Source organism: Enterococcus sp. DIV1316a, from assembly GCF_050536915.1.
GTDB classification, from domain to species: Bacteria; Bacillota; Bacilli; order Lactobacillales; family Enterococcaceae; genus Enterococcus; species Enterococcus faecalis.
In genome coordinates this window covers 2371092-2395910 of record NZ_CP172913.1, presented here as the reverse complement: position 1 = coordinate 2395910, position 24819 = coordinate 2371092, and the positions used below count along the sequence as shown (strand labels likewise).

Sequence of the window (24819 nt, the reverse complement as noted above, 5' to 3'; positions counted from 1 at the left end):
TTATAAACAAAGATTTCTGATAAAATCAGAAATCTTTGTTTATTTTTTTGACTAAAATTAAGCAATTTTTTATTTTCAAAATGTTATTTTTTAAAACGTAAAAATTGAAAAAGAAGATTTTGAATCTGTGAAAAGTTGTCGATCTTGTGAGAAAACTCTTTTGTCAGTGTCTTTTTTCAGGATGGGTCTCTTCCTGAAAATCCACTTCAGTTTATCTGATTTGTGTGTGTTTGATTAAAAAATGTTGTGTTGGATTTCATTTAACTGTATAATTTATTTATGTCATTTTTAATAATAAGCGTATTTCAGCATTTGAAAAGAGAAGTTGTACATAATATGTGAATAAAAAGATTTGTTTCTTACTTTCTAGAGTGAGAGGACGATATAAAAAAGGTTGCTATTTTTTCGTTCAAAGTGAACAAAGAATCGTTTGTTATTTAGTTGGGGTAACTAATGATTGTTGTTATAAAAAGCGCTTACAATTTGTGTGATGAGAGTAGTACGCATGTTTGTGCAAAAGTGACAAAAAAGAGAAGGCAGGGTGTTTTAATAGAAAAAAATTTTTAATAAAAAGGAGAGTTTGTCGTGGAGAAAAATGTGTCTCAAGTAACAGCTCAAGAAGAAACAGCGATGAAAGCACGTGGCTACAATGAGGATTTGTTGCCAAGTAGCCCGAAACAACGGACAATGGGCGCGCGCAATTTTTTTACATTATGGATGGGTTCGATTCATAATATCCCGAATTATGCAGCAGTGGGCGGCTTTATTTTCTTAGGTTTATCGCCGCTGCAAGTTATGTTGGCAGTTGTGTTAAGCTCATTCATTGTAGCAACTTTCATGAATTTGAATGGCGTGGCTGGCTCTAAATATGGCATTCCTTTTGCGATGCACTTACAGTCTACTTACGGTAGTCTCGGGGCAAAACTGCCAGGGTTCTTAAGAGGTTGTGTGGCCGCGATTGCTTGGTTTGGTCTGCAAACATTTACAGGATCGCTGGCTTTATTAATTATTCTCGGGAAATTTTGGCCGAACTTTTTAGAAATTGGTGGATCATTCCAGTTTTTTGGTCTCAGGCTACCTGAATTAATGGCGTTTACTCTTTTCTGGCTCTTAAATGTGGCAATAGGTTTCGGTGGTAGCAAAATTTTGAACCGTTTTACCGCCATTTTAAGTCCGTTGATTTATGTCGTTATTATTGGATTAACGATTTGGGCCATTCGAGCTGGGGGCGGTTTAACACCAATTTTGTCCTATCAAGTTTCTGGTGCGATTCGTTCAGTCAATCCACTGGTGGCGTATCTGATTATTTTTAACTCGGTTGTGGCCGTTTGGTCAGCGCCTGGTGCGAGTGTGGCGGATTTTACTAAGAATGCGCGCTCGACACGTGCTCAGGTTGTAGGGCAAACAGCAGGTTTAGTTGTTGGTTATGGGATTTTCGCTTTTTCCAGTGTGGTTATTCTGTTAGGTGGTTCGCTGTATTTTGGGATTCAGGAATGGAATATTTTAAACATTATTGATCGTTTAGATAATGTGGCGGTGGTGGTCTTAGCCATGTCGGTTTTCTTATTAACGACTATTTCAACGAATGCAACGGGGAACATCATTCCGGCAGGTTATCAATTGGCGGCGCTGTTTCCTAAAAAAATGACGTATAAAAAAGGCGTCATGATTGCCAGTGTTATTAGCTTTCTCATTATGCCTTGGAAACTGATGGAAAACGCCGATAGTATTTTTATTTTTCTGAACGCAATTGGGGCTGTTTTAGGACCAGTCGCTGGTGTGATGATTGCGAATTATTATTTTGTTCAAAAGCAACAAATTGATTTAAATGCTTTATACGTAGATAAATACAAAAAAGAGGAAGCTAATCCTTTTTACGGATTAAACAAGCCGGCGTATGTCGCTACTATTCTGGCGTTGGTTCTTTCCTTAAGTGGTCAATTTATTCCACAGGTTAAAATCATTGCTGATATTTCGTGGTTTGTGGGCTTTGCCACAGGTTTTGTGCTGTACTTAGTGTTAAAAAAATGGACTTGGGATTCAAAAAAAGTGAAAGAAACAGCTTATCAGGAGGGAAAATAAATGCAAGCAGAGTTAGTGATTAAAAACGGGTTAGTTATTTTAGAAACTGGAGAAGTCATTACGGATGTCGCCGTTCAAGGAGGAAAAATCGTAGCGATTGGGCAAGACTTGTCAGGAGAACGTGTGATTGATGCGACGGGTTTAGTCGTTAGTCCTGGGATGGTGGATGCCCATGTTCATATTACCGATCCTGGTGGTGGTTACCGCGATGAATGGGAAGGGTATGTCACAGGAACGGCCGCTTGTGCCAAAGGGGGCGTGACGACCTTTATGGAAATGCCTTTAAATCAGATTCCAGCAACTGTGGATAAGACCTCTCTTGAGATCAAATACAAGGCAGGAGAAAATAAACTAAAAGTAGATGTAGGGTCATTTGGGGGCGTGGTCCCGACCAACTTGGCTGGCGGGATTCAGGAACTTGATGAAGGAGGCGTTTCCGGCTATAAATGCTTTTTAGGAACGTGCGGCGATCGTTCAATTGAAGGAGATTTTCAAAATGTCGACGATTATTCACTATATGAAGGAATGAAACAAGTCGCCAAAACTGGCAAAGTGCTAGCAATCCATGCAGAAAATGCGCCAATTACGGATAAATTAGGCGCGGTAGCTTATCAAAATGGCGAAACGACTTTAGCAGCATATGTAGCTACACGTCCTGTGTTTACCGAAGTTGAAGCGATTCAAAAAGCTATTTTATTTGCCAAAGAAACAGGTTGTCGGATTCATATTTGTCATGTGGCTTGTCAAGAAGGTGTGGAAGAAGTTTTAAAAGCCCAAGCAGAAGGGATAGATGTGACTTGTGAAACATGTACGCATTATTTATATTTTACCACGGATGAACTTGATGCCATTGGTCCAGTTGTCAAATGTTCGCCGCCGATTCGTGACGCGGACCAACAAGCCGCCTTATGGAACCACGTGCAAACAGGCGGAATCGCGTTTGTAACCTCTGACCATTCTCCTTGTACGCCAGACTTAAAAGATACAACCAATGCTTTTGAAGCTTGGGGCGGCATTTCTGGTGTTCAAAATAACGTCGATGTGTTATTCGATGAAGCCGTCCAAAAACGTGGTTTATCCTTGAAACAATTCGCGGATATGATTGCAGCAAACCCAGCTGACCGTTATCACTTAGCACAAAAGGGCCGCATCAGCATTGGTAAGGATGCCGATTTTGTACTAATTAAACCTAATGCGCCGTATATCTTAAAAGCAGAAGATTTAGAATATCGAAATAAAATTAGTCCTTACATTGGTCGTGAAATTGGGGCCCAAGTGATTCAAACAATTTTAAGAGGCGAAACAATTTACGCACAAGAAACTGGAGTAACCGAGGCGTTTAACGGCGTATTTATCAAAAATTAAACACCTATTTTAGAAATGAAAAGGGACAGAAGCGTGATTGAATTAGCGCCTCTGTCCAAGAGTTAGAGGATGTTCATTGGTTGTTTTGCACAAAAAAAGGCTTAATTTTGTTTGATAAGTACAATGAAGATGACTAGGGAAACGTTTACAATCAGAGTGTAATCAGTCAGGAGGTTTTGTGATGGACTTGGAAAAAGTTTTAAAACAAAGAATCGAAGAGTTGTCAGCAATTGGGAGTGATCCTGCTGGAGGGATGACACGCTTACTTTATACAGATTCGTGGTTAGCAGCACAAAAGTATGTGCAAAGCCAAACTGAGGCGTTTGGACTGGAAACGCAATTTGACGAAGTCGGGAATCTGTTTTGTCGAGTGGCAGGAACGGAATTTCCTCAGGAAACGATTTTAACTGGGTCACATATCGACACAGTAGTTAATGGTGGGACATTAGATGGTCAATATGGTGTCATTGCTTCCATGACGGCTGTTCAATATTTATTAGATAAATATGGGAAACCACGGCGTTCTTTAGAAGTGCTTTCCATGGCTGAAGAAGAAGGGAGTCGTTTTCCAACGGTTTTCTGGGGAAGCAAAAATGTCGTTGGTGAAGCCAAATGTGAAGAAGTAGTCGACATCTCTGACAACGAAGGCAAAAAGTTTGTTGATGAGATGCATCGCCAAGGCTTTGATTTTCGGCAGGAGCAAACTAGACGTGAGGACATTGAAGCATTTGTCGAAATTCATATTGAACAAGGCAATATTTTAGAGAACGAAAAGCTCCAAGTCGGTGTTGTTCATAGTATTGTAGGGCAACGTCGCTACACGGTTAACTTAAAAGGGCAAGCCAATCATGCAGGCACTACGCCAATGAGTTACCGTCATGATGCGGTATATGGCTTTGCTAAAATTTGTGCAGAAGCCATTGATCGTGCGAACGAAATTGGGGATCCGTTAGTTTTAACATTCGGCAAAGTTATTCCGAAACCCAATACAGTCAACGTGGTGCCTGGAGAAGTGGAATTTACAATTGACTGCCGTCATACCGACGCTGCTTTTTTACGACATTTTACCGGTGAATTAGAAGAACGGATGAAAACAATTGCTCAAGAATTAGGCTTGACGATTGCGATTGATCGCTGGATGGATGAAGCCCCTGTACCGATGAATCAAGCAATTGTAGAAGTTATTGAACAAAAAGCCAAAGAAGGCAAGTATCAGTATCGTATGATGCATAGTGGTGCTGGGCATGATTCGCAAATTATTGCGCCTCATTACCCGACAGCGATGATATTTGTGCCAAGTATTGGTGGGATTAGTCATAATCCTGCAGAAGCAACGGCATTTCCAGATTTGGTTGAAGGCGTCAAGCTTTTAGCAGATACCTTATATGAATTAGCGTATAAATAAGATAGAAAAGGAAGAATTGTGATGGGTTATAAAAATAATCGAGTTGGTTACCAAAAAGAATTGTTAACATCAAGAGCTGTGATAAAAAAAGACAATTACGCCATTATTCCCCATGATGGTTTGGTGCAAAATGCAGTACCTGGTTTTGAAAATGTCGATATTTCCATTTTGGGATCACCTAAATTAGGTGCGACATTTGTGGATTACATTGCTACGTTTCATAAAAATGGTCAACAAACAACTGGTTTTGGTGGCGACGGGATTCAAACGTTGGTTTATGTCATTGACGGTCGTTTGCGCGTTTCAGATGGTCAAGAAACTCATGAACTTGAAGCAGGGGGCTACGCCTACTTTACGCCTGAAATGAAAATGTATTTAGCGAATGCACAGGAAGCGGATACAGAAGTTTTCTTATATAAAAAACGCTATCAGCCGTTGGCGGGCCATCAACCTTATAAAGTGGTTGGGTCAATTCATGACCAACAACCCGAAGAATATGAAGGAATGACAGACGTTTTACTTTGGAGTTTATTGCCGAAAGAGTTTGACTTTGATATGAATATGCATATCTTATCTTTTGAACCAGGCGCTAGTCATGCCTATATTGAAACGCATGTCCAAGAGCATGGTGCGTATTTAATTAGTGGCCAAGGGATGTACAATTTGGACAATGAATGGTATCCAGTGGAAAAAGGGGACTATATTTTCATGAGTGCCTATGTGCCACAAGCAGCCTATGCGGTTGGTCGTGAAGAACCGCTAATGTACGTTTATTCCAAAGATGCCAATCGTGAACCAGAATTATAAAGAAAAGCCGAATGTAAAGTAATGACCTCGGAACAATAGGATTTGAACACGCAGTGGTGAACGGTAGAGTCCTTCTTCTTGGTAGACGTTACTTTTATTCGGCTATTTTCCTGTTAATTATTTTTCTGAAAGTTCCAACGCTACCCGTAAGAGTAAACTCGTCTCAGGCTCTTGAATAGAGGTATCTAATAATTTTTCACATTGATTCATGCGATATTTAATGGTGTTTCTGTGAAGGTAAAGAGCGTTGGCCGTTTTAGTAATTTCGCAATTGAAATCTAAAAAAACTTTCAAGGTTTTTCGTAATTCTTGTAACGTCGGTTCCGTCGGATAGGCCAACTCTTTCAATTGTTGCTGGCAAAAGTATTCAACATCTTCAGTGCCAATCTTTTCAAAAAGTCCAGCTAGGCCTTTGGGATGGAACAATTGCACAGTCGCTGGTTTTTGAGCGTGTAAAGAAGCCTCTAATGTCGAGGAAGCTTCAATATAAGAGTTAGGCAAATCTTCTAGGTTTTCATAAGCATTGCCGAAAGCAAAGCGAATGGTAATAGGCAAAGCCTGTTGCAAACGTTCAGCGAGGTTTTGCAAAATCATCAAATGGTCATTTTTCTTAGATTGAAAAATCAAGATACTTTTATTTTGATTTTTTAATTTAAACAAGGCGACATCTGGCAGGATTTCCGGCAATTGTTCTTTGAGCCATTGGAAAATTAGTTGCCCTTCCGCTTGCTGATAACGAATATGGGTTTCATTTTCTGGTTTAGTCACGCCGTAGACAATCGCTAATTGATAATAATCACTGTTGATTAAACGATAATTTTTCCAAAGTTCCAACCAATTTTGATGTTTACTCAGCGTTTCTTGATGTGTATCAAGCAAGCGGTCCAAAAAGTCTGTTTTGAGATGTTCAAAAGATTCAGCAATTTTCTGGTTTTTAAATAACATAAAAGTCAAAACTAAAATGGCCTGATCAATGGCAAATTCAGAAATAGGATAAGGAATCTGTTCAGGAGATAAGACCAATAAATAATAGGGAAAATAATCGTTCACACGAATTGGAAAGCCAGCTACTTGAATGTTTTCTTGTCGCTCATCCTGTAAACGAAAGATTTTCTTTTCTTGTGCCAATTGTTGAAAGTGGTCTTTTGATAATTGTTCGATGAAAAACTCCGCCGATTTTTGATTGCCATAAAAATAATTCGAGTGGGCAATCACCTGTTGCCAAGGACTTAATAAAATAATTGGCGCATTTAAAATTTTCGCAAATTCAGCGATGAAGCGCGTAGCATCAACATCTTGCATTAATAATGTTGAAAAACGCTTTTGTATGTCAAATGCTACAGACATCTGTTCGGTTTTGCTATCACGAAGATAGCCTACAATTTCATGCAACAACCCGCCTAGTGGCTGTGTGCTAGGAATTTTAATCAGGGGCAAATCAACGGCACTGGCATAGGCAACAATTTCTGGTGAAATTTCGTCAAGGAACCGCCCAACTTTGATTCCTAAAGCCGTACACTCTGCTTGTTTTAGCGAGTCAATAAAAGGTTTCAATTTTTCTTGATCATCTTTATAAATCATTGCCGTTGTTAAAATCATGACATTTTTAGGGATAAAATCAGCCACATCAGGTGTTTCCGTGATTTCTACACTTTCCAAGGGCTGTGTTAAGTTTGAGTGAGACGATAATAATTGTAAGTCAGAAAATCTTGGTAAAGCCAAGACCTCAGCTAATATTTTCATCACAACAACCTCCTTTTTTTATAGTATAGCGAAGAATAAAAAGGAGTACAAAAGATAGTTATTGAATATGTCTAAAAAACAAAGTCAAAATAGTGCAAATTGAACAATGAATTTCTGAGTTTTTCCAAAGATAATAAAAGAGAAGAATTAAAAATGAAGTGAGGGATTACTATGTATCAACAACCAAATTTTGTACGGCGAACAATCATGACGCCGGGACCAGTCGAAGCCCATCCATCGGTACTTCGTCAAATGGGTCAACCAATTTTAGGGCAATTTGATCCAGAATTTCTACAGATCATGGACGAAGTTCGGGAAATGATTAAAGTACCTTTTGCCACAAAGAATCAACAAGCCTTTGCCATTGATGGCACGTCACGTTCAGGCTTAGAAGCGGGGTTATTTGCATTGATTGAGCCAGGCGACAAAGTGCTTGTGCCTGCGTATGGCCGGTTTGCTTATTTATTAGGTGAAATTTGCGAACGCGCCCGGGCCGAAGTCATTTATTTAGAAAAGGACTGGCTCGCACCGTTTGAACAAACAACGGTGATTGAAGCGATTAAAGAACATCAACCAAAAATTGTTGCGATGGTCCACGGCGAAACGGCGAATGCACAAATGCAACCGCTGGATCAAATTGGCGCCTTTTGTCGGGAAAATGAAATTTTCTTCGTAGTAGATATGGTGGCGACTTACGGCGGTGTCGAAACAAAGGTCGATGATTGGAAGATTGATATTGCGGTAGCAGGCACTCAAAAATGTGTCAGCGTACCTTCAGGCCTTTCTTTGATTACCTACAACCAACGTGTAGCCGATTATCTGGCGGGCCGTTACCAAAAAGAGTTAGGGCTTGGCGCGGATGCGCGGAATGAACGGTTCATTCAAAGTAACTACTTGGATTTATCGCAATTAGAAAAATATTGGGGACCAGAGCGCTTAAATCACCATACAGAAGCGACTACAATGATTTATGGGCTACATGAAGGGCTGCGCTTGTTACTTCAAGAAGGCATGGAAAATGTCTACGCACGCCATCGGAAAAACGATCGTATTTTAGTTGAAAGTCTGCAAAAAATGGGCTTAGAAATTTTCGGGAAGTTAGACACAAAAACACCAACAGTCATTCCTGTGGTCATTCCAGAAGGAATTGATGGTGAAAAAGTGCGGAGCTTATTACTGGATCATTTTAAAGTTGAAATTGCCTCTTCCTTCGGTGATTTAAAAGGAAAAATTTGGCGGGTCGGTAATATGGGTTACAGCAGTCGCGAAGACAATGTGTTGCATTTCTTAAGTGCCTTTGAGACTGTATTGAAACACCAAGGTTATCAATTTGAAGGCGGTAGCGGTAGTACTCATGCATTGGCTGAGTATTTAAACTAAAAAAGAAGGTAGGACAAAGGTCACTACGTAAAAAAGCGTAGTGCTTTTGTTCCTTGTGAAACGTTAACCAAAAAAATGATTGGTGGAGGAAAAGAAAATGACAGACAAGACAAAAAGTTCGTTGGCTTATTGGAAAAAAATCGTTATTTTACTATGTATGGGCTGGGTAACAATCTGGATTTATCGTTCCGCGCTTTCTCCTGTTTATCCACAAATTCGCGCGTCTCTAAATGGTAACGCTTCCGATACGGCCCTAGGGTCCATTTCTAGCTTTTATTTTCTCGGTTACGTAGTCATGCAGATTCCTGCAGGCTTCTTGGTAGACAAGATTGGGAAAAAACGTGTATTAATTCCAGGCTTTATCTTGTTTGCGCTGGCAGCATTACTGATTGCCCAAGCCCAAACGATTGGAACAATTTACTTAGGTAGCTTATTGGCAGGCTTAGGATGTGGTTCTTTCTATGGCTCGGCTTACTCGTTGACGTCGCAAAACATTCCTCAAGCCAAAAAAAGTTTTGCAACAGCTATTGTCAACAGTGGTTCAGCCGTTGGTTCAGGTTTAGGAATGATTTTATCTAGTTATTTAGTTGCCCAAAAAGGATTGCCTTGGCAAGTGATGATGTACATTTCCGCCTTTATGATTATTTGTATGTTAGTGGCTTTTCAAGTGATTATTCGCAATCATAAAGAAGACATGGCCTTGATTCAGCCAACCGTTGTTGATGAAAAAGATAACGGAGCGGTAAAAGAAAAAGTGCCCTTTAAAAAACTGTTTGCGCCACATATGCTATTTGCGTATATTTTATATTTTGGCACTTGTTATGCATATTATATGATTGTGACTTGGTTACCTAATTTTTTAAGTACCGAACGTGGTTTCCAAGGAGCGGCAATTGGATTGTCCTCTTCGCTGGTCGCATTTGCCTCTATTCCAGGAGCGTTATTTTTTAGTCGGTTGGCGGATAAGTACATGCATAAAAAAGTTCAATTCATCGTTGTTTTAGAATTTTTAGCAACAGCTATGCTCTTGTTAACTGTACAAGTAAGTAATGCGACGTTGTTATTAATTGCTTTAATTATGTATGGGTTCTTAGGAAAATTAGCTGTAGAACCGATTATTATTTCTTGGCTAGGTGAAAATGCACCAAAAATTGGAATTGGCACTACTTTGGGCGTGTTTAACTTTTTCGGCATGATGTCATCTGTGATTGCCCCAGCTTTAACTGGGAAAATTTCTGACACAACGGGTTCGAAAGTCATGGGCTTTTATATCGCCGTCGTGATTTTACTAATTGGCACGATTCTTTTTATGCTTGTTAATTTAAAAAAACGCGGGGCAGATTCGTCTAATAAATAAAAAAACAACGCAAACTTATCTTTCGCTGAATAAGTTTGCGTTGTTTTACTTTTTGACAATCATATTAATCGCTTGTGCTAATCGCTCTTCTTGTTCTTTAGGATCTTTTTCAGGATTTTCAAAGCAATGCTTTAGATTCTCCGCAACTATCATTCCCATTACGCGATCAATACTAGAACGGACCGCACTCAACTGAGTGATAACATCGATACATTCTTTTTCTTCATCAATCATTTTTTGAATCCCGCGAATTTGACCTTCTGTGCGGCGTAAACGATTCAGCACTTTCTTTTTTTCTTCAGTCATTTTGCCCCTCCTTAAGAGTAGTGATTGGTTTAAAATATACCTATACGAGGTATTTTTGTCAACTATCTTTTCTTTGAATCTAAAAAGAGCAGAAATCTCTTCAGTTGACAAGTCTAACTTTTTCATGTTAAATATACCCCATAAGGTATATAAGAGAAGGAGAAAAAGATGTTATTTCAATTGTTTAAAAAAACGCCAAGTATTTCAACAAAAGAATTGCAGTCACGTTTATCTAAAGAGATAACGTTATTAGATGTCCGGACACCTAGCGAATACCGCGCAGGGCATATTCCACAAGCGATTAATGTCCCACTTAACAAAATTCCCGCCTACAACAAATCCGCTAACGAAGTCTATGTGATTTGCCAGTCCGGCATGCGCAGCAAAAATGCGGCCAAAATTTTAGCGAGAAAAAACTATCACGTGATTAACGTTCGTGGCGGGATGTCCCAATGGTCTGGTCAAATTAAAGGAGGAAAATAAATGAAAATTGTAATTATCGGAGGCGTGGCTGGTGGTATGTCAGCAGCGACACGCTTACGTCGTTTAATGGAAGATGCTGAAATTGTTGTCATGGAAAAAGGCCCTTTTGTTTCATTTGCAAACTGTGGTTTGCCTTACTACGTTTCTGGCGAAATCGCAGAAAGAGAGCAACTGCTTGTTCAAACACCCGAAGCGTTAAAGGCACGGTTTAATTTAGATGTTCGTCCTCACCATGAAGTCGTGGCGATTGATCCAATAGAAAAAGTGATCACAGTGAAACATGAAACAGAAATTTTAACAGAACACTATGACAAATTAATTTTATCACCAGGGGCGAAACCTTTTGTGCCACCAATTACAGGATTGGCAGAAGCCAAAAATGTTTTTTCATTAAGAAATGTTCCTGATTTAGATCAAATTATGACAGCCTTGACACCAGAAACAAAACGAGCCGTCGTGATTGGCGCAGGCTTCATTGGCTTGGAAATGGCAGAAAACTTACAAAAACGCGGATTAGAAGTCACTCTCGTGGAAAAGGCACCCCATGTTTTACCGCCATTAGACGAAGAAATGGCCGCTTTTGTCAAAGCTGAATTAAGCAAAAACAATGTTCAAGTAATTACGGGACAATCTGCGGTTGCTTTTGAAGAAGAAGGACAAGTGATTCGCTTAGAAGACGGTCAAACATTAGATTCTGATTTAACCATTTTGTCGGTGGGGGTCCAACCAGAAAATACCTTAGCAGTTGAAGCAGGTGTAGCAACTGGTTTACGTGGCGGTATTGTTGTTGATGAACGCTATCAAACGAATCAACCCGATATTTATGCGGTTGGGGATGCTATTGTAGTGAAACAACAAATCACTCAAGAAGATGCGCTGATTTCTTTAGCTTCTCCTGCCAATCGCCAAGGACGTCAAGTAGCGGATGTGATTGCTGGGTTAGAGAGAAAAAATCAAGGAAGCATTGGGACCGCCATTGTGCGAGTCTTTGATTTAACCGCTGCTTCAACTGGTTTAAGCGAACGGGCTGCTAAAGCTGCTGGACTAACAACAGCTGTTGTGCATATCAGTGGAAAAGACCATGCGGGGTATTATCCTGGCGCAACAGATCTTCAGTTAAAATTAGTTTTCCATCCTACGACAGGGGAAATTTATGGCGCACAAGGAATTGGGGCAAAGGGCGTAGATAAGCGGATTGATATTCTTGCGACCGCTATTAAAGGACAGTTAACTATTTTTGATTTGCCTGAATTAGAGTTTACCTATGCGCCGCCGTTTGGTTCAGCGAAAGATCCTGTGAACATGTTAGGCTATGCAGCGATGAACCTTGTAGAAGGATTGAGTGAAAACGTTCAATGGTATGAGTTATCCAACGAATTAGCTAAGGGGGCTGTTTTATTAGACGTCCGTAATCCCGCCGAACGAGCCAATGGTCAATTTAAAAATGCTGTCTCTATTCCTTTAAATGAGTTAAGAGAACGTTTGGAGGAATTAGACAAGTCAACGGAGTACATTGTTAGTTGTCACAGCGGTTTGCGTAGTTATATTGCAGAACGGATGCTAAAACAAGCAGGCATCTCAGCCAAAAATTTAGATGGTGCTTTTGCGCTATATCGAATGGTAAAACCGGAGGAACTAGAAAATGTATAACACGATTGGCATGCCTGAATTTTATCAGGAAGCAAAACGAAAAAAATTACCGATTATTGATGTACGAGAAGAAATGGAATACCAACTGGGGCATGTCCCTCAGGCCATCAACTTACCTTTAAGTACTTTAACCGAAAATTATCAGCAATTAGATAAAAACCAGCCCTATTATCTGATTTGTCAAATGGGATCGCGCTCCGCACAAGCGTGTGCGTTTCTCAGTCAACAAGGGTATCAAGTAACCAATGTTCTAGGCGGTACATCTGGCTGGTTGGGTCAATTAGAACAATAAAATAACAAAAAACGTTTATCCTTTTACACAGGATAAACGTTTTTTTGTTAAATAAAGATGTGTCAAAACTGTAAGAGGAATGATAGGAAGATGAAGGGACCAGTTTTTTTATTCATTATATACTAAATAAAATGACAAACTCGTCAACAGAAATCAAGGAGGAACAAATAAATGAAAAAGTCAGGCCAGAAGAAGCGAAATAAAAAAGTGTGGTTCGGTATTGGTGCCGCAGTGGTCGTCGTCGGATTTATCGGAGCAAAAACAGTTTTTTCTTCAAAAGAAGTTGAACCTGAATACACAACGTATACCATTACAGAAATGGCCTCATTAAAATTAGATGGTCAAGTGAGTTTTCTAGATACTCGGGATATTTTCTTTGATCCTTCTTTAGGAAAAATTGCCGAAATAAATGTTGAAAATGGTAAAGAAGTCAAGAAAGATAGTCCATTGTTAACGTACAATAACTCAGACATCCAAGCCACAGAAACAGAACAAGCGAATGCCGTTAATCGGAACAATCTTCAAGTCCAACAAGCACAAGAGAACGTTAACTTAGCCACTCAAAAATACAATGAAGCCTTAAACAAAGTTGCTGCAGCCAAGCAAAAATTAAACACCGCAAAAGAGGCTGAAGAGAAAGAAACACTAAATGCGGAAATTCAGCAATTGAATGAAGCTGTTAGTGCTGCGAATAGTGAAGTCGCCCAAGCTAACCAAGCCCTTCAATTAGCCAACAGTGATGCCGTCGGAGCAGCAAACACGCTTGAACAAACACGTGGCAAAGTCAACACAGTCGTTACAGCACCAATTGATGGCCAAGTCACTGTTGATGCTAGTGCCATGAGTAGTACCGATAAACCAGTCATTAAAATTGCAACACAAAAGAAAAATATTCAAGGAAAAGTAACCGAGTATGATTACGATAAATTACAGACAGGGGAAGAAGTAACAGTGACGACCGTTGGTTCAGGCAAATCAGCGCCAGGCAAAATTGTTTCCATTGCGCAAACCCCAATAGCTAAAAATGAAGGCAATCCAGTAGTGAGTTATCAATTTACAGTAGAAGGTGATTTTCCTTGGGCAGAAGGCTTGTCTACTAGCATCGCTGTACCGCAAAAGCAAATGATTATACCGACAGCAGCAATCCAAAAAGAAGGCGAAAAAGAATTTGTCTATGTTTACAAAGCGGGCAAAGCGAAAAAAACACCGATTGAAACAGAAACAAATTTAGGTCGTAAAGTTGTCAAAAGTGGCTTGAACTGGAAAGACCAAGTGATTGCCAATCCCAATAAAGAATTAAAAGATAATCAAGATGTTCAGGTAGCTGCCAATGATTAAGCTATCCCATATTCATAAATATTATTATTCCGAAGAAGAAACACTGCATGTGTTAGATGATATTAACCTCCAAGTAGACGCTGGAGAATTTTTAGCGATTATGGGTCCTTCTGGTTCTGGGAAATCGACTTTGATTAATTTGCTAGGCTTTATTGATAAAAAGTTTGAAGGAACGTATTTATTTGAAGACCGTGAAATTGGCGACTTCTCTGATAAGGAACTATCCCGAATTAGAAATGAAGCAGTCGGCTTTGTCTTTCAGAATTTTAGTTTAATTGAAACACTAACAGTTGAAGAAAACATTGAATTGCCTCTTTTATATAGTGGGTTAACCCCAAAAGAAGCCAAAGATCGTGTCCACGAAGTTCTGACAAAAGTCGGCTTGCCAGATAAAGGCAAGAAGCATCCAAAACAACTTTCGGGCGGACAACAACAACGTGTGGCCATTGCACGTGCGATTGTCAATCGGCCAAGTTTTATTATTGCAGATGAACCAACTGGGGCTTTAGATAGTAAAACATCGGAAGAAATTTTAACGCTCTTTCAGCAATTAAACAATGAAGGAGTCACCATTATTTTAGTGACACATGATGAAGAAACAATTGAATACTGCAATCGTTTGATTAAAGTTCGTGATGGAAAGATTTTAGAGGAGGTGCTGACATGAAACGTTCAATTATTTGGAAAACCGCCTTCCGTTCCATTTTGAAAAATAAGCGACGCAGCTTGTTAACGATGCTAGGGATTGTCATCGGGATCGCTTCGGTGATTACCATCGTGGCTATCGGTAACGGCTTTAAAGAAGACATGGTCGATAAATTATCTGCTGAAAAACAAAAAGAAAATGTGAAAAAGATTTCTTTTTCGGCCTACAACACTTCGGATATGTTTAGTGACCAAGCGATGTTTACCGACAATGATTTAGGGGTCGTGCGCATGGTTCCTGGCGTAGAAAAAATTGATTTTGATCAAAGAGAAGTTGATGGCGCTCAAAAAGGTACACTGAATTTTCAAGCAGGACCGAAAAATCTTTCTGTAACCTATGAACTTGCCGACAAAACCACCAAAGAATTGTTGGCGGGACGCCAACTGAATGATGGAGACAATGCAAAACTGGATAAAACAGTGGTGGTGGATGAACTGGTTGCCAAAGAACTCTACCAAGACCCGACTGCAGCAGTTAATCGAACTTTTCCATATAAAGAGCAACTTTTTACCATTGTTGGCGTGACAACCAATACCAGCGGTGCCATTGGTCCAGGTAATGATGACTCATTGCTTTATTTTCCCAAAAAGACCTATGAACATTATTTCGGCAAGCTAAAAGATACATCTACGTTGAAACTAACAGTAGCACCTGGCTATCAACCAGATCAAGTATTGAAAGAAACAATAAAAACTCTCTCTCAACAAGGAACCATGAAAAACAGTGGGACGTATCAAGAATATAATGTTAAAGATACCATCAAAGAAATGGGCTCTTTATTAAATAATTTAACCTTGTTTATTTCCGCAATTGCGGCTATTTCACTGGTAATTGCTGGGGTCGGCGTTATGAATATGATGTACATTTCGGTCTCAGAACGGATTAAGGAAATTGGTATCCGACGTGCATTGGGCGGGACAGCCAGTGATATTAAAAAGCAATTCTTAACAGAAGGGATTGCCTTGACCTTAATCGGCGGAATTACTGGTTATCTTTTAGGAATGATTATTGCCTACTTAGCCTCAATGGCACTACCGTTTTCTGTTCGACCAGATTTAATGACCGTTTCATTAGCCATTGGGATTTCTGTCTTTATCGGGGTTGTATTTAGCTATTTCCCTGCCTCGGCAGCTTCAAAAAAAGACTTGATCGATATTATGAAATAAATATAAACAGCAAAGAAACAGCCATTTTTGGCTGTTTTTTTTAGTGAAAGTAGAAAAAAATCCAAAGATTTCAAGAGAAAGTAGCTAACAAACGTCAAAAGGTTGATATTAGCTACCAACCTTTTGACGTTTGTCAGTTAAATAAAAAAGAAAAAAATTAAAAAAATAGCACGTTGAGGATTAAATAACAAACATTTTTTAAATAAGACTATTGGAAATCCTTTATAAATCGGGGATTACAGGAATGACTGTTAATGACTGATTTGCTTGTAAATTTCTAAATTTTAATTCGAAAAATTTCCAGTATACTAAATATATCAAAACAAAACACGAAAATTGAGAAAATTTTGAACCAAAAAAGAATTAAGGAGGAATCAAGAATGAAAATAATGGTCATCACAAAAAATATTTTATCAGAAACTGCTTTTCAAAACCGCTTACAGCATTTAGATCACCAAGTTTTTTGTACGACGTGTCTGATTGGTGAAATTAAGGAAAGTCATTTGTTTTATCGAAAATTTGATGCCATCATTCTCAGCGAAACGATTCCTCGCAAAGAACAATATTTATATCTAAAGGAATTAGCCAGAGTTAAAACGCCGTTGTTTCTTCGCTCGGAAGACATTCCTACCTCGGAAGAATTGAGCATTAGCTATCAATATGGCATTCTCAATTGGTTACGATTGGATGCGACTTTGGATACGTTAAGAGAAAATCTCCTTTTGGCAGAATTAAATAAACCCATCCAACGAGAAGATGAAAAGTTAGATGTAGAGGGAATAAAGCTAACAGCCGCAGAACGTGCACTACTGGCTGTCTTGTATAGTACGCCAAAAGAACACTTACCAATGGAGCGCCTGTGTAAATTAATATATGACACAGAAGAAACAGCCAATAATCGAAAAAAAATGACCAAACAGCTGACAAAATTAAATAAAAAAATTCAAGTAGGGGGTTTTAAAAAACAAGGTATCCAAAATACACGGTATAAAGGCTACAAACTGCATCCGCAGTTGCTTCCTTACATTGGCGAATTATTTACTTAAATTAGAGAAGCACTTGACGAATGAAAATCACCATCACAGGATGACCTCTAAAAACCATGCTATACTAATACGGAATAGTATAGGAGGTGGGTCTGTATGAAAGACGGACTATATTGGGTACAACAATTAAAAGAACAGAAAGTAAGTCGCATAGAACTCTTAAAGGATATTGAGAAAAAAGTCCAAAAGTTAAATCCAAAGATCAATGGCTTTGTAACCTTTGATAGCCAAGAAGCAGAAGCAACTTATCAAAAAAATAAACAGCAGGACACACTATTTGCTGGTTTGCCATTTCCATTGAAAATGTTAGGCCAAGAAAAAGCGGGGTGGTCAGCAACGGCCGGCTCGCAACTTTTTAAAAATAGTACTGCAACAACGACCTCTAACTTTGTCAAACAAGCAGAAACGATTGGCTTGATGCCTTTAGGACAAACCAACGCTCCAGAGTTTGGCTTTAAAAATATTACGGACCCTGCGCTTTACGGGCCAGCCCGCAATCCTTGGAACCTGGAACATTCGCCAGGCGGTTCCAGTGGCGGCGCTGCCGCAGTTGTCGCTAGCGGGATTGTTCCTATAGCCGGCGCTAGCGATGGCGGTGGCTCCATCCGAATTCCCGCCTCTTTTAGTGGCTTAATTGGCTTAAAACCTAGCCGTGGCTCCATGCCTGTCGGCCCAGAAGGCTGGCGAGGCTGGCAAGGTGCCTCGATTGACTTTGCGTTGACTATTTCTATGAGAGACACCAAAGCGTTATTTTATGGCCTACGTGGTAGCCACAGTGGCGCCCCCTACCAAGCGCCCTTGGCAGAATGGCAAACACACCCTAAAAAACAACGGCTAAAAATTGCTCTGTGTACCGCTTCGCCTATCGGCTCACTGATTTCGCCAGAAGCAACACAAGCGGCGAAACAAGCGGCTGATTTTCTGGCAGCCGCTGGTCATGAAATCATTGAGATTCCTTATCCAGTCGATGGTGCAGCGCTGATTCGCTCCTATTATCAAATGAACGGCGCAGAAACTACAGCAATGATGAACAGCATTCAACAGGGGCTCGGGCGCCCAATTCGTAAAGAAGAAATCGAACCTTTTTCATGGACCATGCATCAATTTGGCCAAAAGATTCCAGCAGCCACCTATGTTCATTCATTACAGTTGTGGGATCAAGCAGCAGTAACGATGGAAGAACTTTTTCAAAAATTTGATCTGTTTTTATCACCAACAACGGCTTTTTCAGCACCAAAAATTAATGAAGATTTGCAAAGTGAGCACATTCGTCAACGAATGGAGCAAGCAGCAGAATTAACAGAAGCAGAGCTAGCTGAATTAATCTATGATTATTTTGATAAAAGTTTACAGCTAACACCGTATACTCAACTAGCGAACTTGACAGGACAACCAGCTATCAGCTTGCCCACACATGTTACGGCAACGGGGTTACCCTTAGGCATTCAATTGCTGGCTGCTCGTGGACGTGAAGATCTCTTATTCCAAGTAGGCGAACAGTTTGAGCAAGAAGGCAAATTTAAATTACCAGAAAGTTACCGCTAAATAGGGTGTTATTGTGACCAAATTTCAGATAAAATAGACACAAGACAAAAAACTGAGGTGGAAAAATGCTGTACGTAGTGAGACATGGTGAAACAGATTATAATGTGGCCCGTAGAATTTGTGGTCATGCGGAAGCGCAATTGACCAAAAAAGGCTATCAACAAGCGGAATTGGTAGCTGAAAAAATTGCCAAACAAGGAATTCAAATCGACCGTTTACTGGCGTCGCCTTTAAAAAGGGCGCAAGAAACAGCCCGTAAAATTGCAGAACGAAATCAATTGACGATTGAAACAGAACCTCGTTTAATTGAGATGAATTTTGGCATTTATGATGGTGAACCGATTGAAACAACGGCTTTCCAAGAAAATCGTTCTGAGATTTCCTTGCCGTTTCCAGAAGGGGAATCAGTCCTAGATGTCGCGGGTCGAATTTATCCCCTGATTGAGGAAGCCTTGGCTTCAGAGGAAACTTACCTATTTGTTTGCCACAATGCGGTCATGCGAGTCATTGATAACTACTTCAATGGCAAAAAAATCCAAGATTTCTTGGACTTTCATTGTGAAAATACACAACTTGTACAATACGGAGAATAAAAATCAAGTCTTTAATCTTTTGGTTAAAGACTTGATTTTTTTTATGGTAAATAAGAAACCGCTTCCGTTTTAATGTATAATAAATTAACTTTTGGATCAAAAAAGAAATGGGGAAAAGACTATGAGAATTGATAATATTCATCAAGCGTTAAAACAGTTTCACGTACAAAATCCAAGTAGCAAAGAAACCTTGTTGCCCGCAACGGCTTCGCAATTAAGTCAGACCTCTGGCTATACCCGAACCGCTGTTAGTGAAGAGCTTTCAGAATTAGTGAGAAAAGACCAAGTCGTTAAAGTTAAATCAAGACCGGTGTTATTTTTTGATAAAGACTACTTAGAGGAACAGTTTCCTTTTTTTAAAAGTAGCACATGCTATGATTCCCTCGCTTCGCTGCAAGAGGACATTTATCAACAGACAGAACAGATACATAAGAAAAAGCAGCTACTGAAAATGAATCCATTTGCGAACGTAATTGGTTTTGATGGGAGCTTAGCAGACGCCATCAAGAAGTTGAAAGCCGCTATTTTATATCCGCCTAATGGCTTGAATATTTTACTTACTGGAGAATCTGGGGTGGGGAAAACCTTAATTGCGGAACAATTACACCAATTTTATCAAGTTAAAATGAACCAAGAAGTTCCGTTTATTTATTTTAATTGTGCAGAATATTTCAACAATCCAGAATTATTAACTTCGCATCTGTTTGGCTATAAAAAAGGCAGTTTTACTGGTGCCGTCAATGACCAAAAAGGCTTAGTGGAGTTGGCAGATGGCGGTTTTTTATTTTTAGATGAAGTCCATCGATTAACGAGCGAAGGCCAAGAAAAATTGTTTACAGTTTTGGATAAAGGGTATTTTACACGGATGGGCGAAGCCGAAAAACAAAGAAATGTATCGATAAAATTTATTTTTGCAACAACCGAAGCAGTCAATCAACATTTTTTGAAAACGTTTTTAAGAAGGATCCCTGTGACATTAGCTATTCCAGCTTTAGCCGAGCGCTCTTTGAAAGAAAAAATTCAATTGATTTTGTCCTTTTTCTTAGAAGAAAGTCAACGGATTCAAAAGAATATCCATATTCGTTATGAGGCGTTGAAACAATTAACGTTTACTCATTTTGAAGCCAACGTTGGCGAATTGAAAGCGGCGATTCAATTTATGAGCGCACAAGCCTATTTAGAAGTGTTCGATCAATTAACGGAAACTATTTGCATTGAAGCAAACGAGGGGACAGTCAAAGAGCAACCTGATGTAGAAAGTCTGCTGGCTTTTAATGAGTGGATACCTAACGATGGCCTCACGATTCAATACAACCATTTTTATTTAAGCAGTCAAGAGTTACTCAAATCGGAAAGTCTGAAAAATGATCGTTTTTATAATTTTCTATTGAAAGAATATGCGGATTTGAAAAAATTAACTCTTTCGACAGAGGATGCGCTAGCAATCATGCAAAACAAAGTCGAGCAACTTTATGATATGGACATTTTTGCTCAAGAACCGCTAGCCTTAGAGGCCATTGACGAAACATTGCAGCCAAAAATTCAAGAAGCCATTGTCTTTTTTGAACAATTAATCCAAGAAAAATTGACAGAGGATTTCCAGAATATTTTAATTGTCCACCTTTATTCTGCTGTTTTTTATTCTGCACAAATGAATGAAACATTTTATTCAGATACCAAAAATATCTATTCTGGCAAAGTAACCCAGTATCAAGCTGCTAAGACCATGGTGGACTTTCTACAAACATTGTTTGGGATTTCTTTTGCTGATACGGAAATCCTCTTTTTCGATCTATTTATTCGTAAAGTCACAGCTAAAAAAAGAGCGCACTCAGATGAAGAAAACTGTGGCGTTATCGTCGTTGCACATGGTGCCGCGACGGCCAGTAGCATGGTTGAGTACACCAACCTTCTGTTTTCAACAACGGTCATGCGTGCAGTTGATATGCCGATTAATCAATCAGTGGAAGAAACATTAGAAAAAGTCCGTACAATTGTAAAGCAAAATCAGTATAAAAAAATTATTTTAATGGTGGACATCGGTTCCCTGGTTTACTTTGGTAATGCTATCAGTCAAACGTTTCAAATGGAAGTGCTGCTAATTAGCAATATCAATCTATTAACATTGCTAGAAGTGGCCCGAGAAGTCATTTATGAATCGACGGCGTTTGAGTATCTATTACCAGTCTTAAAAGAAAAAAATCATCGCGCCTTGATTTGCAGTAAAGGTCGCTTCAACGAGGCAAAAGTTCTCATTATTTCCTGTCTAACTGGCATGGGGACTGCTATTAAAATTGAACAGTTGTTACTAAAAACTTTTCCCAATGAATTACTAACGAATGTACGCATCATTACTTTAGAGAAAAGAGAAGTGGAAGACATTGATCGCTTGCATTCTTTTGTTCGGAAAGAAGAGAAAATCGTTGGTATCATTGGCACCGTAAAGACAGAAGTGCCAGATATTCCGTTTATTTCTTTACAAGATTTACTATCGAAGCGGGGTATTCAGCTAGTTTTCGAATTATTAGACCATCATTTAGAAGAAAAACAAAACCAAGAGTTACTAAAGAAAGTTTCAGCTAAATATATTCAAGGATTATCAATCGAAGCTATTACAGACTTACTAACGGTTTTGAATCCTACAACCATTTCAATCGAATTAGCTAAGATTTATTCAGACATTTGCTTGCAAACTAAAATAAAAAGTGACGAAAAGGTTTTACTTCGTTTTATCATTCATTGTGCTTGTATGTTAGAACGGCAATTGTTGAATCCAGAATATGACCCGACAGCTTATGAAGTGTCATATCGAGAGTTGCCAGAAGCTGTATCTGTCATAAAAATGGCGTTTCGACCGCTTGAAGTGTCCTATAATCTGTTGATTCCACCTTTGGAAGTGCGCTATATTTATGAATTGCTCTTTGAAAAGGCTTAATTCAAACGGAAATGAAAGTTGGCACACTTATTGCTTTTAATAAAATGATTAATTAGCAAAGGAGTTTGTTTATGGAAAATGAACCAATTTTACTTTTAACACACAATGGTTGGGGCTTGGAATTAGTCAAAAGCGTCCAGATGATTGTAGGAGAAGTCACAAATGTACATGAAGTAGCATTACAAGCAGAGGATTCACTGGGGGATTATTTAGAACGAGTCACAGAAAAAATTGACCAATTAACGTGGCACAACCAGTTGCTAATTTTAACAGATGTTAAAGGCGGCACACCTAGTAACGTTGCATTACGTTTATCAAAAGATTATGACCTCCTGATTGTGTCAGGATTATGCACATCGTTATTATTAGAATCCGTCATGAAACAAAGTGGTCCTGGATTTCGTTTACAAGATGCAGAGATGATTCAACAAGCAGCAGTAGACAGTTGTCAAATTTTAGAAATTCCAAAATAAGAAAGTACAGGTGAACAGAATGTCAAAAATCGTATTAACAAGAGTCGATAGTCGTTTAATCCATGGACAAGTAGTGACTAAATGGTTACAACAATCAGGTGCAAATGAAATTTTGGTAGTGAGTGATGAACTAGAGCAAGATGAATTTTTACAAAGTATTTATTTAATGGCGGCGCCTCCAGGGGTTTCTGTAGTAATTAAAGGGATTGAAAGTGCCAAAGAATATTGGGAATCGCAAGAAAAGGAAGAGAAAAAGGTGTTATTTTTAGTGCCAGATTTAACGACCTTAAAAGCGATGGTGGACCAAGAAATTATTAAAGAGGAGATTCAAGTTGGTGGCTTAGGTGGCGGACCAAATCGGAAAAATGTTTTAAAAAATATCAATTTATCTGAAGAAGATGTTGCAATTTTGACTGAACTTTTAACGAAGGGCATCCATGTTTTCTTCCAAGCGATTCCCGAAGAAAATCCCCTACCAATTCAAAAATTAATTGAAAAATATCAATCACTATAATCAGAGAAAAAGGAGAGAATCATATGGGCGTTTTAGGTGTTTCAATTATTATGGGACTTTATTATTGGTTTGCACGTTTGCGTTTTGGGTACACATTTTCAGGCATGCTGTCTCAGCCATTAGGTGCAGCGTTGGTGGCTGGTTTAGCAACAGGAAAACTTAGTGAAGCAATGGTTGTAGGTGCGGGGATTCAACTTGTTTATCTAGGAGTCACCTCCACACCGGGCGGCAATGTGCCTAGTGATCCGGCTTTAGCTTCAGCAATTGCGATTCCAATTGCTTTAGGTGTGGGAATGAATGCCGAGGCGGCTGTTGCACTAGCTGTTCCTTTTGGTGTGTTAGGCGTCTTTATGGATCAATTACGGCGGACCATCAATGCGACGTGGGTGCATATGGCTGATAAATATGCAGAAGAGTTAAATTATGGGGGGATTTACCGAGCTGCGTTTGTTTATCCAGCTTTAGCGGGATTTTTAATTCGCTTTCCTTTGGTTTTTGCGGCGAACTTTTTTGGTCAATCCGTGGTGAATAAAGTCTTAGAAGTTATCCCAGCATGGTTGATGCACGGCTTTGAAGTAATGGGTGGTATTTTACCAGCGTTAGGCTTCGCCTTAACAATTATGGTAATTGGCAAGAAAAATTTGATTCCTTATTTTTTAATTGGTTTTGTTGCAGTAGTATATTTTGGCGCAGAAGTTATGGCCGTCGCTATTTTAGGAATCTGTATTGCCTTTTTAGTTAGAAACAAGGCATTGAGTGAGGAGGCAGCATAATGGAACAAATGACACAAGCAAATGAACAACAATTGGAACAGAAAAAAATTACTAAAAAAGAATTATCCAAAGCCTTTTGGATTTATCAACTAGGCTGTGAATTATCAAATTCTTATGAACGTCTTCAAAGTTTAGTTTTTTGTGCATCGATGATTCCTGCAATTAAAAAACTTTACGCAGACGATGAAGAACAACAAAAAGAAGCTCTGAAACGTCATTTGAATTTTTTTAATACTGAAGGAACAGTAGGGGCTTCCATTCAAGGGATTGCAATTGCTATGGAGGAAGAAAAATCCAATGGCGCAGCGATCTCTGATACGGCGATCACATCGATTAAAACTGGGCTGATGGGTCCGCTGGCTGGGATTGGCGATTCGATTATTTGGGCAGCATTAATGCCGTTAATCATTTCCATTTTTATTCCAATGGCTAAAGGAGGTAACGTGATTGGAAGTATCGGTCCGTTGGTTCTGTACACAGCCATTACATTATACATCAGTTGGACGTTAGTGAATAAGTCCTATACATTAGGGCGTAATTCAATCTTAAGTTTGTTAAAAGACGGCAAAATTAAGCAAGTCATTTATTCAGCAAATGTTTTAGGAATGATGATGATGGGCGCTTTAAGTGCGAGTTATGTTAAAATTGCTAGCCCGATGACGTTTAAAGTTACTGGCGGTGCCACGATTGTTTTACAAGATATCCTAGATCAAATTATGAAAGGGTTACTTCCTTTAGCAGCAGTCATGGCTATTTATTTCTTCATGGTAAAAAAAGGCCCACGTTACGGTATCATTATCGGCACGATTGTCTTAGTTAGTTTGGTCACTTCATTCTTTGGTTTGTTATAAAGGAGAAAA

At 39.2% G+C, this 24819-nt stretch carries 22 protein-coding genes; 20 read left to right on the top strand and 2 right to left on the bottom strand.

Translation table 11 applies throughout. The features are described 5' to 3' along the window. Positions 1-585 precede the first annotated feature (585 nt). From allW to allE, 4 genes are all read left to right on the top strand, one after another. A complete protein-coding gene (allW, locus tag IGL56_RS11435; RefSeq protein WP_002392437.1) occupies positions 586-2082 on the top strand; it encodes an allantoin permease in 1497 nt (498 codons plus the stop codon). Then, positions 2083-3447, top strand: a complete 1365-nt coding sequence (gene allB, locus IGL56_RS11430) for an allantoinase AllB (RefSeq protein ID WP_002392438.1) — start codon at positions 2083-2085, stop codon at positions 3445-3447. It abuts the gene before it with no gap. A 181-nt stretch (positions 3448-3628) separates the two neighbouring features. Further along, on the top strand, positions 3629-4852 hold the full coding sequence (gene allC / locus IGL56_RS11425) for an allantoate deiminase (protein ID WP_002392439.1): 1224 nt from the start codon (positions 3629-3631) through the stop codon (positions 4850-4852). Positions 4853-4873: 21 nt separating this feature from the next. Further along, a complete protein-coding gene (allE, locus tag IGL56_RS11420) occupies positions 4874-5659 on the top strand; it encodes a (S)-ureidoglycine aminohydrolase (protein WP_002384779.1) in 786 nt (261 codons plus the stop codon). A gap of 117 nt (positions 5660-5776) precedes the next feature. Here allE and IGL56_RS11415 read toward each other — a convergent pair whose 3' ends face one another. Next, the gene (locus tag IGL56_RS11415) at positions 5777-7402 is read right to left on the bottom strand and encodes a PucR family transcriptional regulator (RefSeq protein WP_002355060.1); all 1626 of its coding nucleotides are present in this window, start codon (positions 7400-7402) and stop codon (positions 5777-5779) included. A gap of 171 nt (positions 7403-7573) precedes the next feature. Between IGL56_RS11415 and IGL56_RS11410 the strand changes: the two genes are divergently transcribed. Both IGL56_RS11410 and IGL56_RS11405 read left to right on the top strand, forming a co-directional pair. Next, complete coding sequence (locus tag IGL56_RS11410) at positions 7574-8782, top strand: pyridoxal-phosphate-dependent aminotransferase family protein (protein ID WP_002355061.1); 1209 nt, start codon at positions 7574-7576, stop codon at positions 8780-8782. Between the two features lie 97 nt (positions 8783-8879). Further along, positions 8880-10139: an MFS transporter gene (locus IGL56_RS11405; RefSeq protein ID WP_002368361.1), complete on the top strand. Its 1260-nt coding sequence runs from the start codon at positions 8880-8882 to the stop codon at positions 10137-10139. Between the two features lie 45 nt (positions 10140-10184). Here IGL56_RS11405 and IGL56_RS11400 read toward each other — a convergent pair whose 3' ends face one another. Continuing rightward, complete coding sequence (locus IGL56_RS11400) at positions 10185-10445, bottom strand: metal-sensitive transcriptional regulator (protein ID WP_002355063.1); 261 nt, start codon at positions 10443-10445, stop codon at positions 10185-10187. Between the two features lie 168 nt (positions 10446-10613). Here IGL56_RS11400 and IGL56_RS11395 point away from each other — a divergent pair, with 168 nt between their 5' ends. From IGL56_RS11395 to IGL56_RS11330, 14 genes are all read left to right on the top strand, one after another. Next, a complete protein-coding gene (locus IGL56_RS11395; protein WP_002365287.1) occupies positions 10614-10928 on the top strand; it encodes a rhodanese-like domain-containing protein in 315 nt (104 codons plus the stop codon). Continuing rightward, positions 10929-12578, top strand: a complete 1650-nt coding sequence (locus IGL56_RS11390; RefSeq protein WP_002355065.1) for an FAD-dependent oxidoreductase — start codon at positions 10929-10931, stop codon at positions 12576-12578. It begins immediately after the preceding gene. Then, entirely contained in the window at positions 12571-12870 is a 300-nt protein-coding gene (locus IGL56_RS11385; protein ID WP_002355066.1) for a rhodanese-like domain-containing protein, read from the top strand. The genes IGL56_RS11390 and IGL56_RS11385 overlap by 8 nt, the downstream gene beginning before the upstream one ends. Before the next feature lie 171 nt (positions 12871-13041). Further along, positions 13042-14208 (top strand): efflux RND transporter periplasmic adaptor subunit, encoded by a 1167-nt coding sequence (locus IGL56_RS11380; RefSeq protein WP_002361088.1) that lies wholly within the window; start codon positions 13042-13044, stop codon positions 14206-14208. Next, positions 14201-14875 (top strand): ABC transporter ATP-binding protein, encoded by a 675-nt coding sequence (locus IGL56_RS11375; RefSeq protein WP_002367351.1) that lies wholly within the window; start codon positions 14201-14203, stop codon positions 14873-14875. Before IGL56_RS11380 ends, IGL56_RS11375 begins: the two co-directional genes overlap by 8 nt. Next, positions 14872-16080, top strand: coding sequence for an ABC transporter permease (locus tag IGL56_RS11370; RefSeq protein ID WP_002359134.1), 1209 nt, complete (start codon positions 14872-14874; stop codon positions 16078-16080). The genes IGL56_RS11375 and IGL56_RS11370 overlap by 4 nt, the downstream gene beginning before the upstream one ends. 380 nt (positions 16081-16460) lie before the next feature. Continuing rightward, the gene (locus tag IGL56_RS11365) at positions 16461-17126 is read left to right on the top strand and encodes a helix-turn-helix domain-containing protein (RefSeq protein WP_002359135.1); all 666 of its coding nucleotides are present in this window, start codon (positions 16461-16463) and stop codon (positions 17124-17126) included. Between the two features lie 96 nt (positions 17127-17222). Further along, on the top strand, positions 17223-18671 hold the full coding sequence (locus tag IGL56_RS11360) for an amidase (protein WP_002355073.1): 1449 nt from the start codon (positions 17223-17225) through the stop codon (positions 18669-18671). 65 nt (positions 18672-18736) lie between these two features. Then, positions 18737-19264, top strand: a complete 528-nt coding sequence (locus IGL56_RS11355; RefSeq protein WP_002355074.1) for a histidine phosphatase family protein — start codon at positions 18737-18739, stop codon at positions 19262-19264. Between the two features lie 121 nt (positions 19265-19385). Then, complete coding sequence (locus IGL56_RS11350) at positions 19386-22199, top strand: sigma 54-interacting transcriptional regulator (protein ID WP_010776455.1); 2814 nt, start codon at positions 19386-19388, stop codon at positions 22197-22199. 71 nt (positions 22200-22270) lie between these two features. Then, complete coding sequence (locus tag IGL56_RS11345) at positions 22271-22672, top strand: PTS sugar transporter subunit IIA (RefSeq protein ID WP_002365282.1); 402 nt, start codon at positions 22271-22273, stop codon at positions 22670-22672. A 19-nt stretch (positions 22673-22691) separates the two neighbouring features. After that, on the top strand, positions 22692-23186 hold the full coding sequence (locus IGL56_RS11340; protein ID WP_002355078.1) for a PTS system mannose/fructose/N-acetylgalactosamine-transporter subunit IIB: 495 nt from the start codon (positions 22692-22694) through the stop codon (positions 23184-23186). Between the two features lie 23 nt (positions 23187-23209). After that, on the top strand, positions 23210-23959 hold the full coding sequence (locus IGL56_RS11335; protein WP_002355079.1) for a PTS mannose/fructose/sorbose/N-acetylgalactosamine transporter subunit IIC: 750 nt from the start codon (positions 23210-23212) through the stop codon (positions 23957-23959). Next, the gene (locus tag IGL56_RS11330) at positions 23959-24810 is read left to right on the top strand and encodes a PTS system mannose/fructose/sorbose family transporter subunit IID (protein WP_002355080.1); all 852 of its coding nucleotides are present in this window, start codon (positions 23959-23961) and stop codon (positions 24808-24810) included. Before IGL56_RS11335 ends, IGL56_RS11330 begins: the two co-directional genes overlap by 1 nt. The last annotated feature ends 9 nt before the right edge of the window (positions 24811-24819 follow it).

Excerpts from the sequence above, each read along its gene's own strand:
- allB (WP_002392438.1), top strand. The coding sequence starts at position 2,083 with ATGCAAGCAGAGTTAGTGATTAAAAACGGGTTAGTTATTTTAGAAACT.
- IGL56_RS11335 (WP_002355079.1), top strand. The coding sequence starts at position 23,210 with ATGGGCGTTTTAGGTGTTTCAATTATTATGGGACTTTATTATTGGTTT.
- allC (WP_002392439.1), top strand. The coding sequence starts at position 3,629 with ATGGACTTGGAAAAAGTTTTAAAACAAAGAATCGAAGAGTTGTCAGCA.
- IGL56_RS11375 (WP_002367351.1), top strand. The coding sequence starts at position 14,201 with ATGATTAAGCTATCCCATATTCATAAATATTATTATTCCGAAGAAGAA.
- IGL56_RS11340 (WP_002355078.1), top strand. The coding sequence starts at position 22,692 with ATGTCAAAAATCGTATTAACAAGAGTCGATAGTCGTTTAATCCATGGA.
- IGL56_RS11380 (WP_002361088.1), top strand. The coding sequence starts at position 13,042 with ATGAAAAAGTCAGGCCAGAAGAAGCGAAATAAAAAAGTGTGGTTCGGT.
- IGL56_RS11350 (WP_010776455.1), top strand. The coding sequence starts at position 19,386 with ATGAGAATTGATAATATTCATCAAGCGTTAAAACAGTTTCACGTACAA.
- IGL56_RS11405 (WP_002368361.1), top strand. The coding sequence starts at position 8,880 with ATGACAGACAAGACAAAAAGTTCGTTGGCTTATTGGAAAAAAATCGTT.
- allE (WP_002384779.1), top strand. The coding sequence starts at position 4,874 with ATGGGTTATAAAAATAATCGAGTTGGTTACCAAAAAGAATTGTTAACA.
- IGL56_RS11410 (WP_002355061.1), top strand. The coding sequence starts at position 7,574 with ATGTATCAACAACCAAATTTTGTACGGCGAACAATCATGACGCCGGGA.
- IGL56_RS11395 (WP_002365287.1), top strand. The coding sequence starts at position 10,614 with ATGTTATTTCAATTGTTTAAAAAAACGCCAAGTATTTCAACAAAAGAA.
- IGL56_RS11400 (WP_002355063.1), bottom strand. The coding sequence starts at position 10,445 with ATGACTGAAGAAAAAAAGAAAGTGCTGAATCGTTTACGCCGCACAGAA.
- IGL56_RS11370 (WP_002359134.1), top strand. The coding sequence starts at position 14,872 with ATGAAACGTTCAATTATTTGGAAAACCGCCTTCCGTTCCATTTTGAAA.
- IGL56_RS11415 (WP_002355060.1), bottom strand. The coding sequence starts at position 7,402 with ATGAAAATATTAGCTGAGGTCTTGGCTTTACCAAGATTTTCTGACTTA.
- IGL56_RS11355 (WP_002355074.1), top strand. The coding sequence starts at position 18,737 with ATGCTGTACGTAGTGAGACATGGTGAAACAGATTATAATGTGGCCCGT.
- IGL56_RS11365 (WP_002359135.1), top strand. The coding sequence starts at position 16,461 with ATGAAAATAATGGTCATCACAAAAAATATTTTATCAGAAACTGCTTTT.
- IGL56_RS11385 (WP_002355066.1), top strand. The coding sequence starts at position 12,571 with ATGTATAACACGATTGGCATGCCTGAATTTTATCAGGAAGCAAAACGA.
- IGL56_RS11360 (WP_002355073.1), top strand. The coding sequence starts at position 17,223 with ATGAAAGACGGACTATATTGGGTACAACAATTAAAAGAACAGAAAGTA.
- IGL56_RS11345 (WP_002365282.1), top strand. The coding sequence starts at position 22,271 with ATGGAAAATGAACCAATTTTACTTTTAACACACAATGGTTGGGGCTTG.
- IGL56_RS11330 (WP_002355080.1), top strand. The coding sequence starts at position 23,959 with ATGGAACAAATGACACAAGCAAATGAACAACAATTGGAACAGAAAAAA.
- IGL56_RS11390 (WP_002355065.1), top strand. The coding sequence starts at position 10,929 with ATGAAAATTGTAATTATCGGAGGCGTGGCTGGTGGTATGTCAGCAGCG.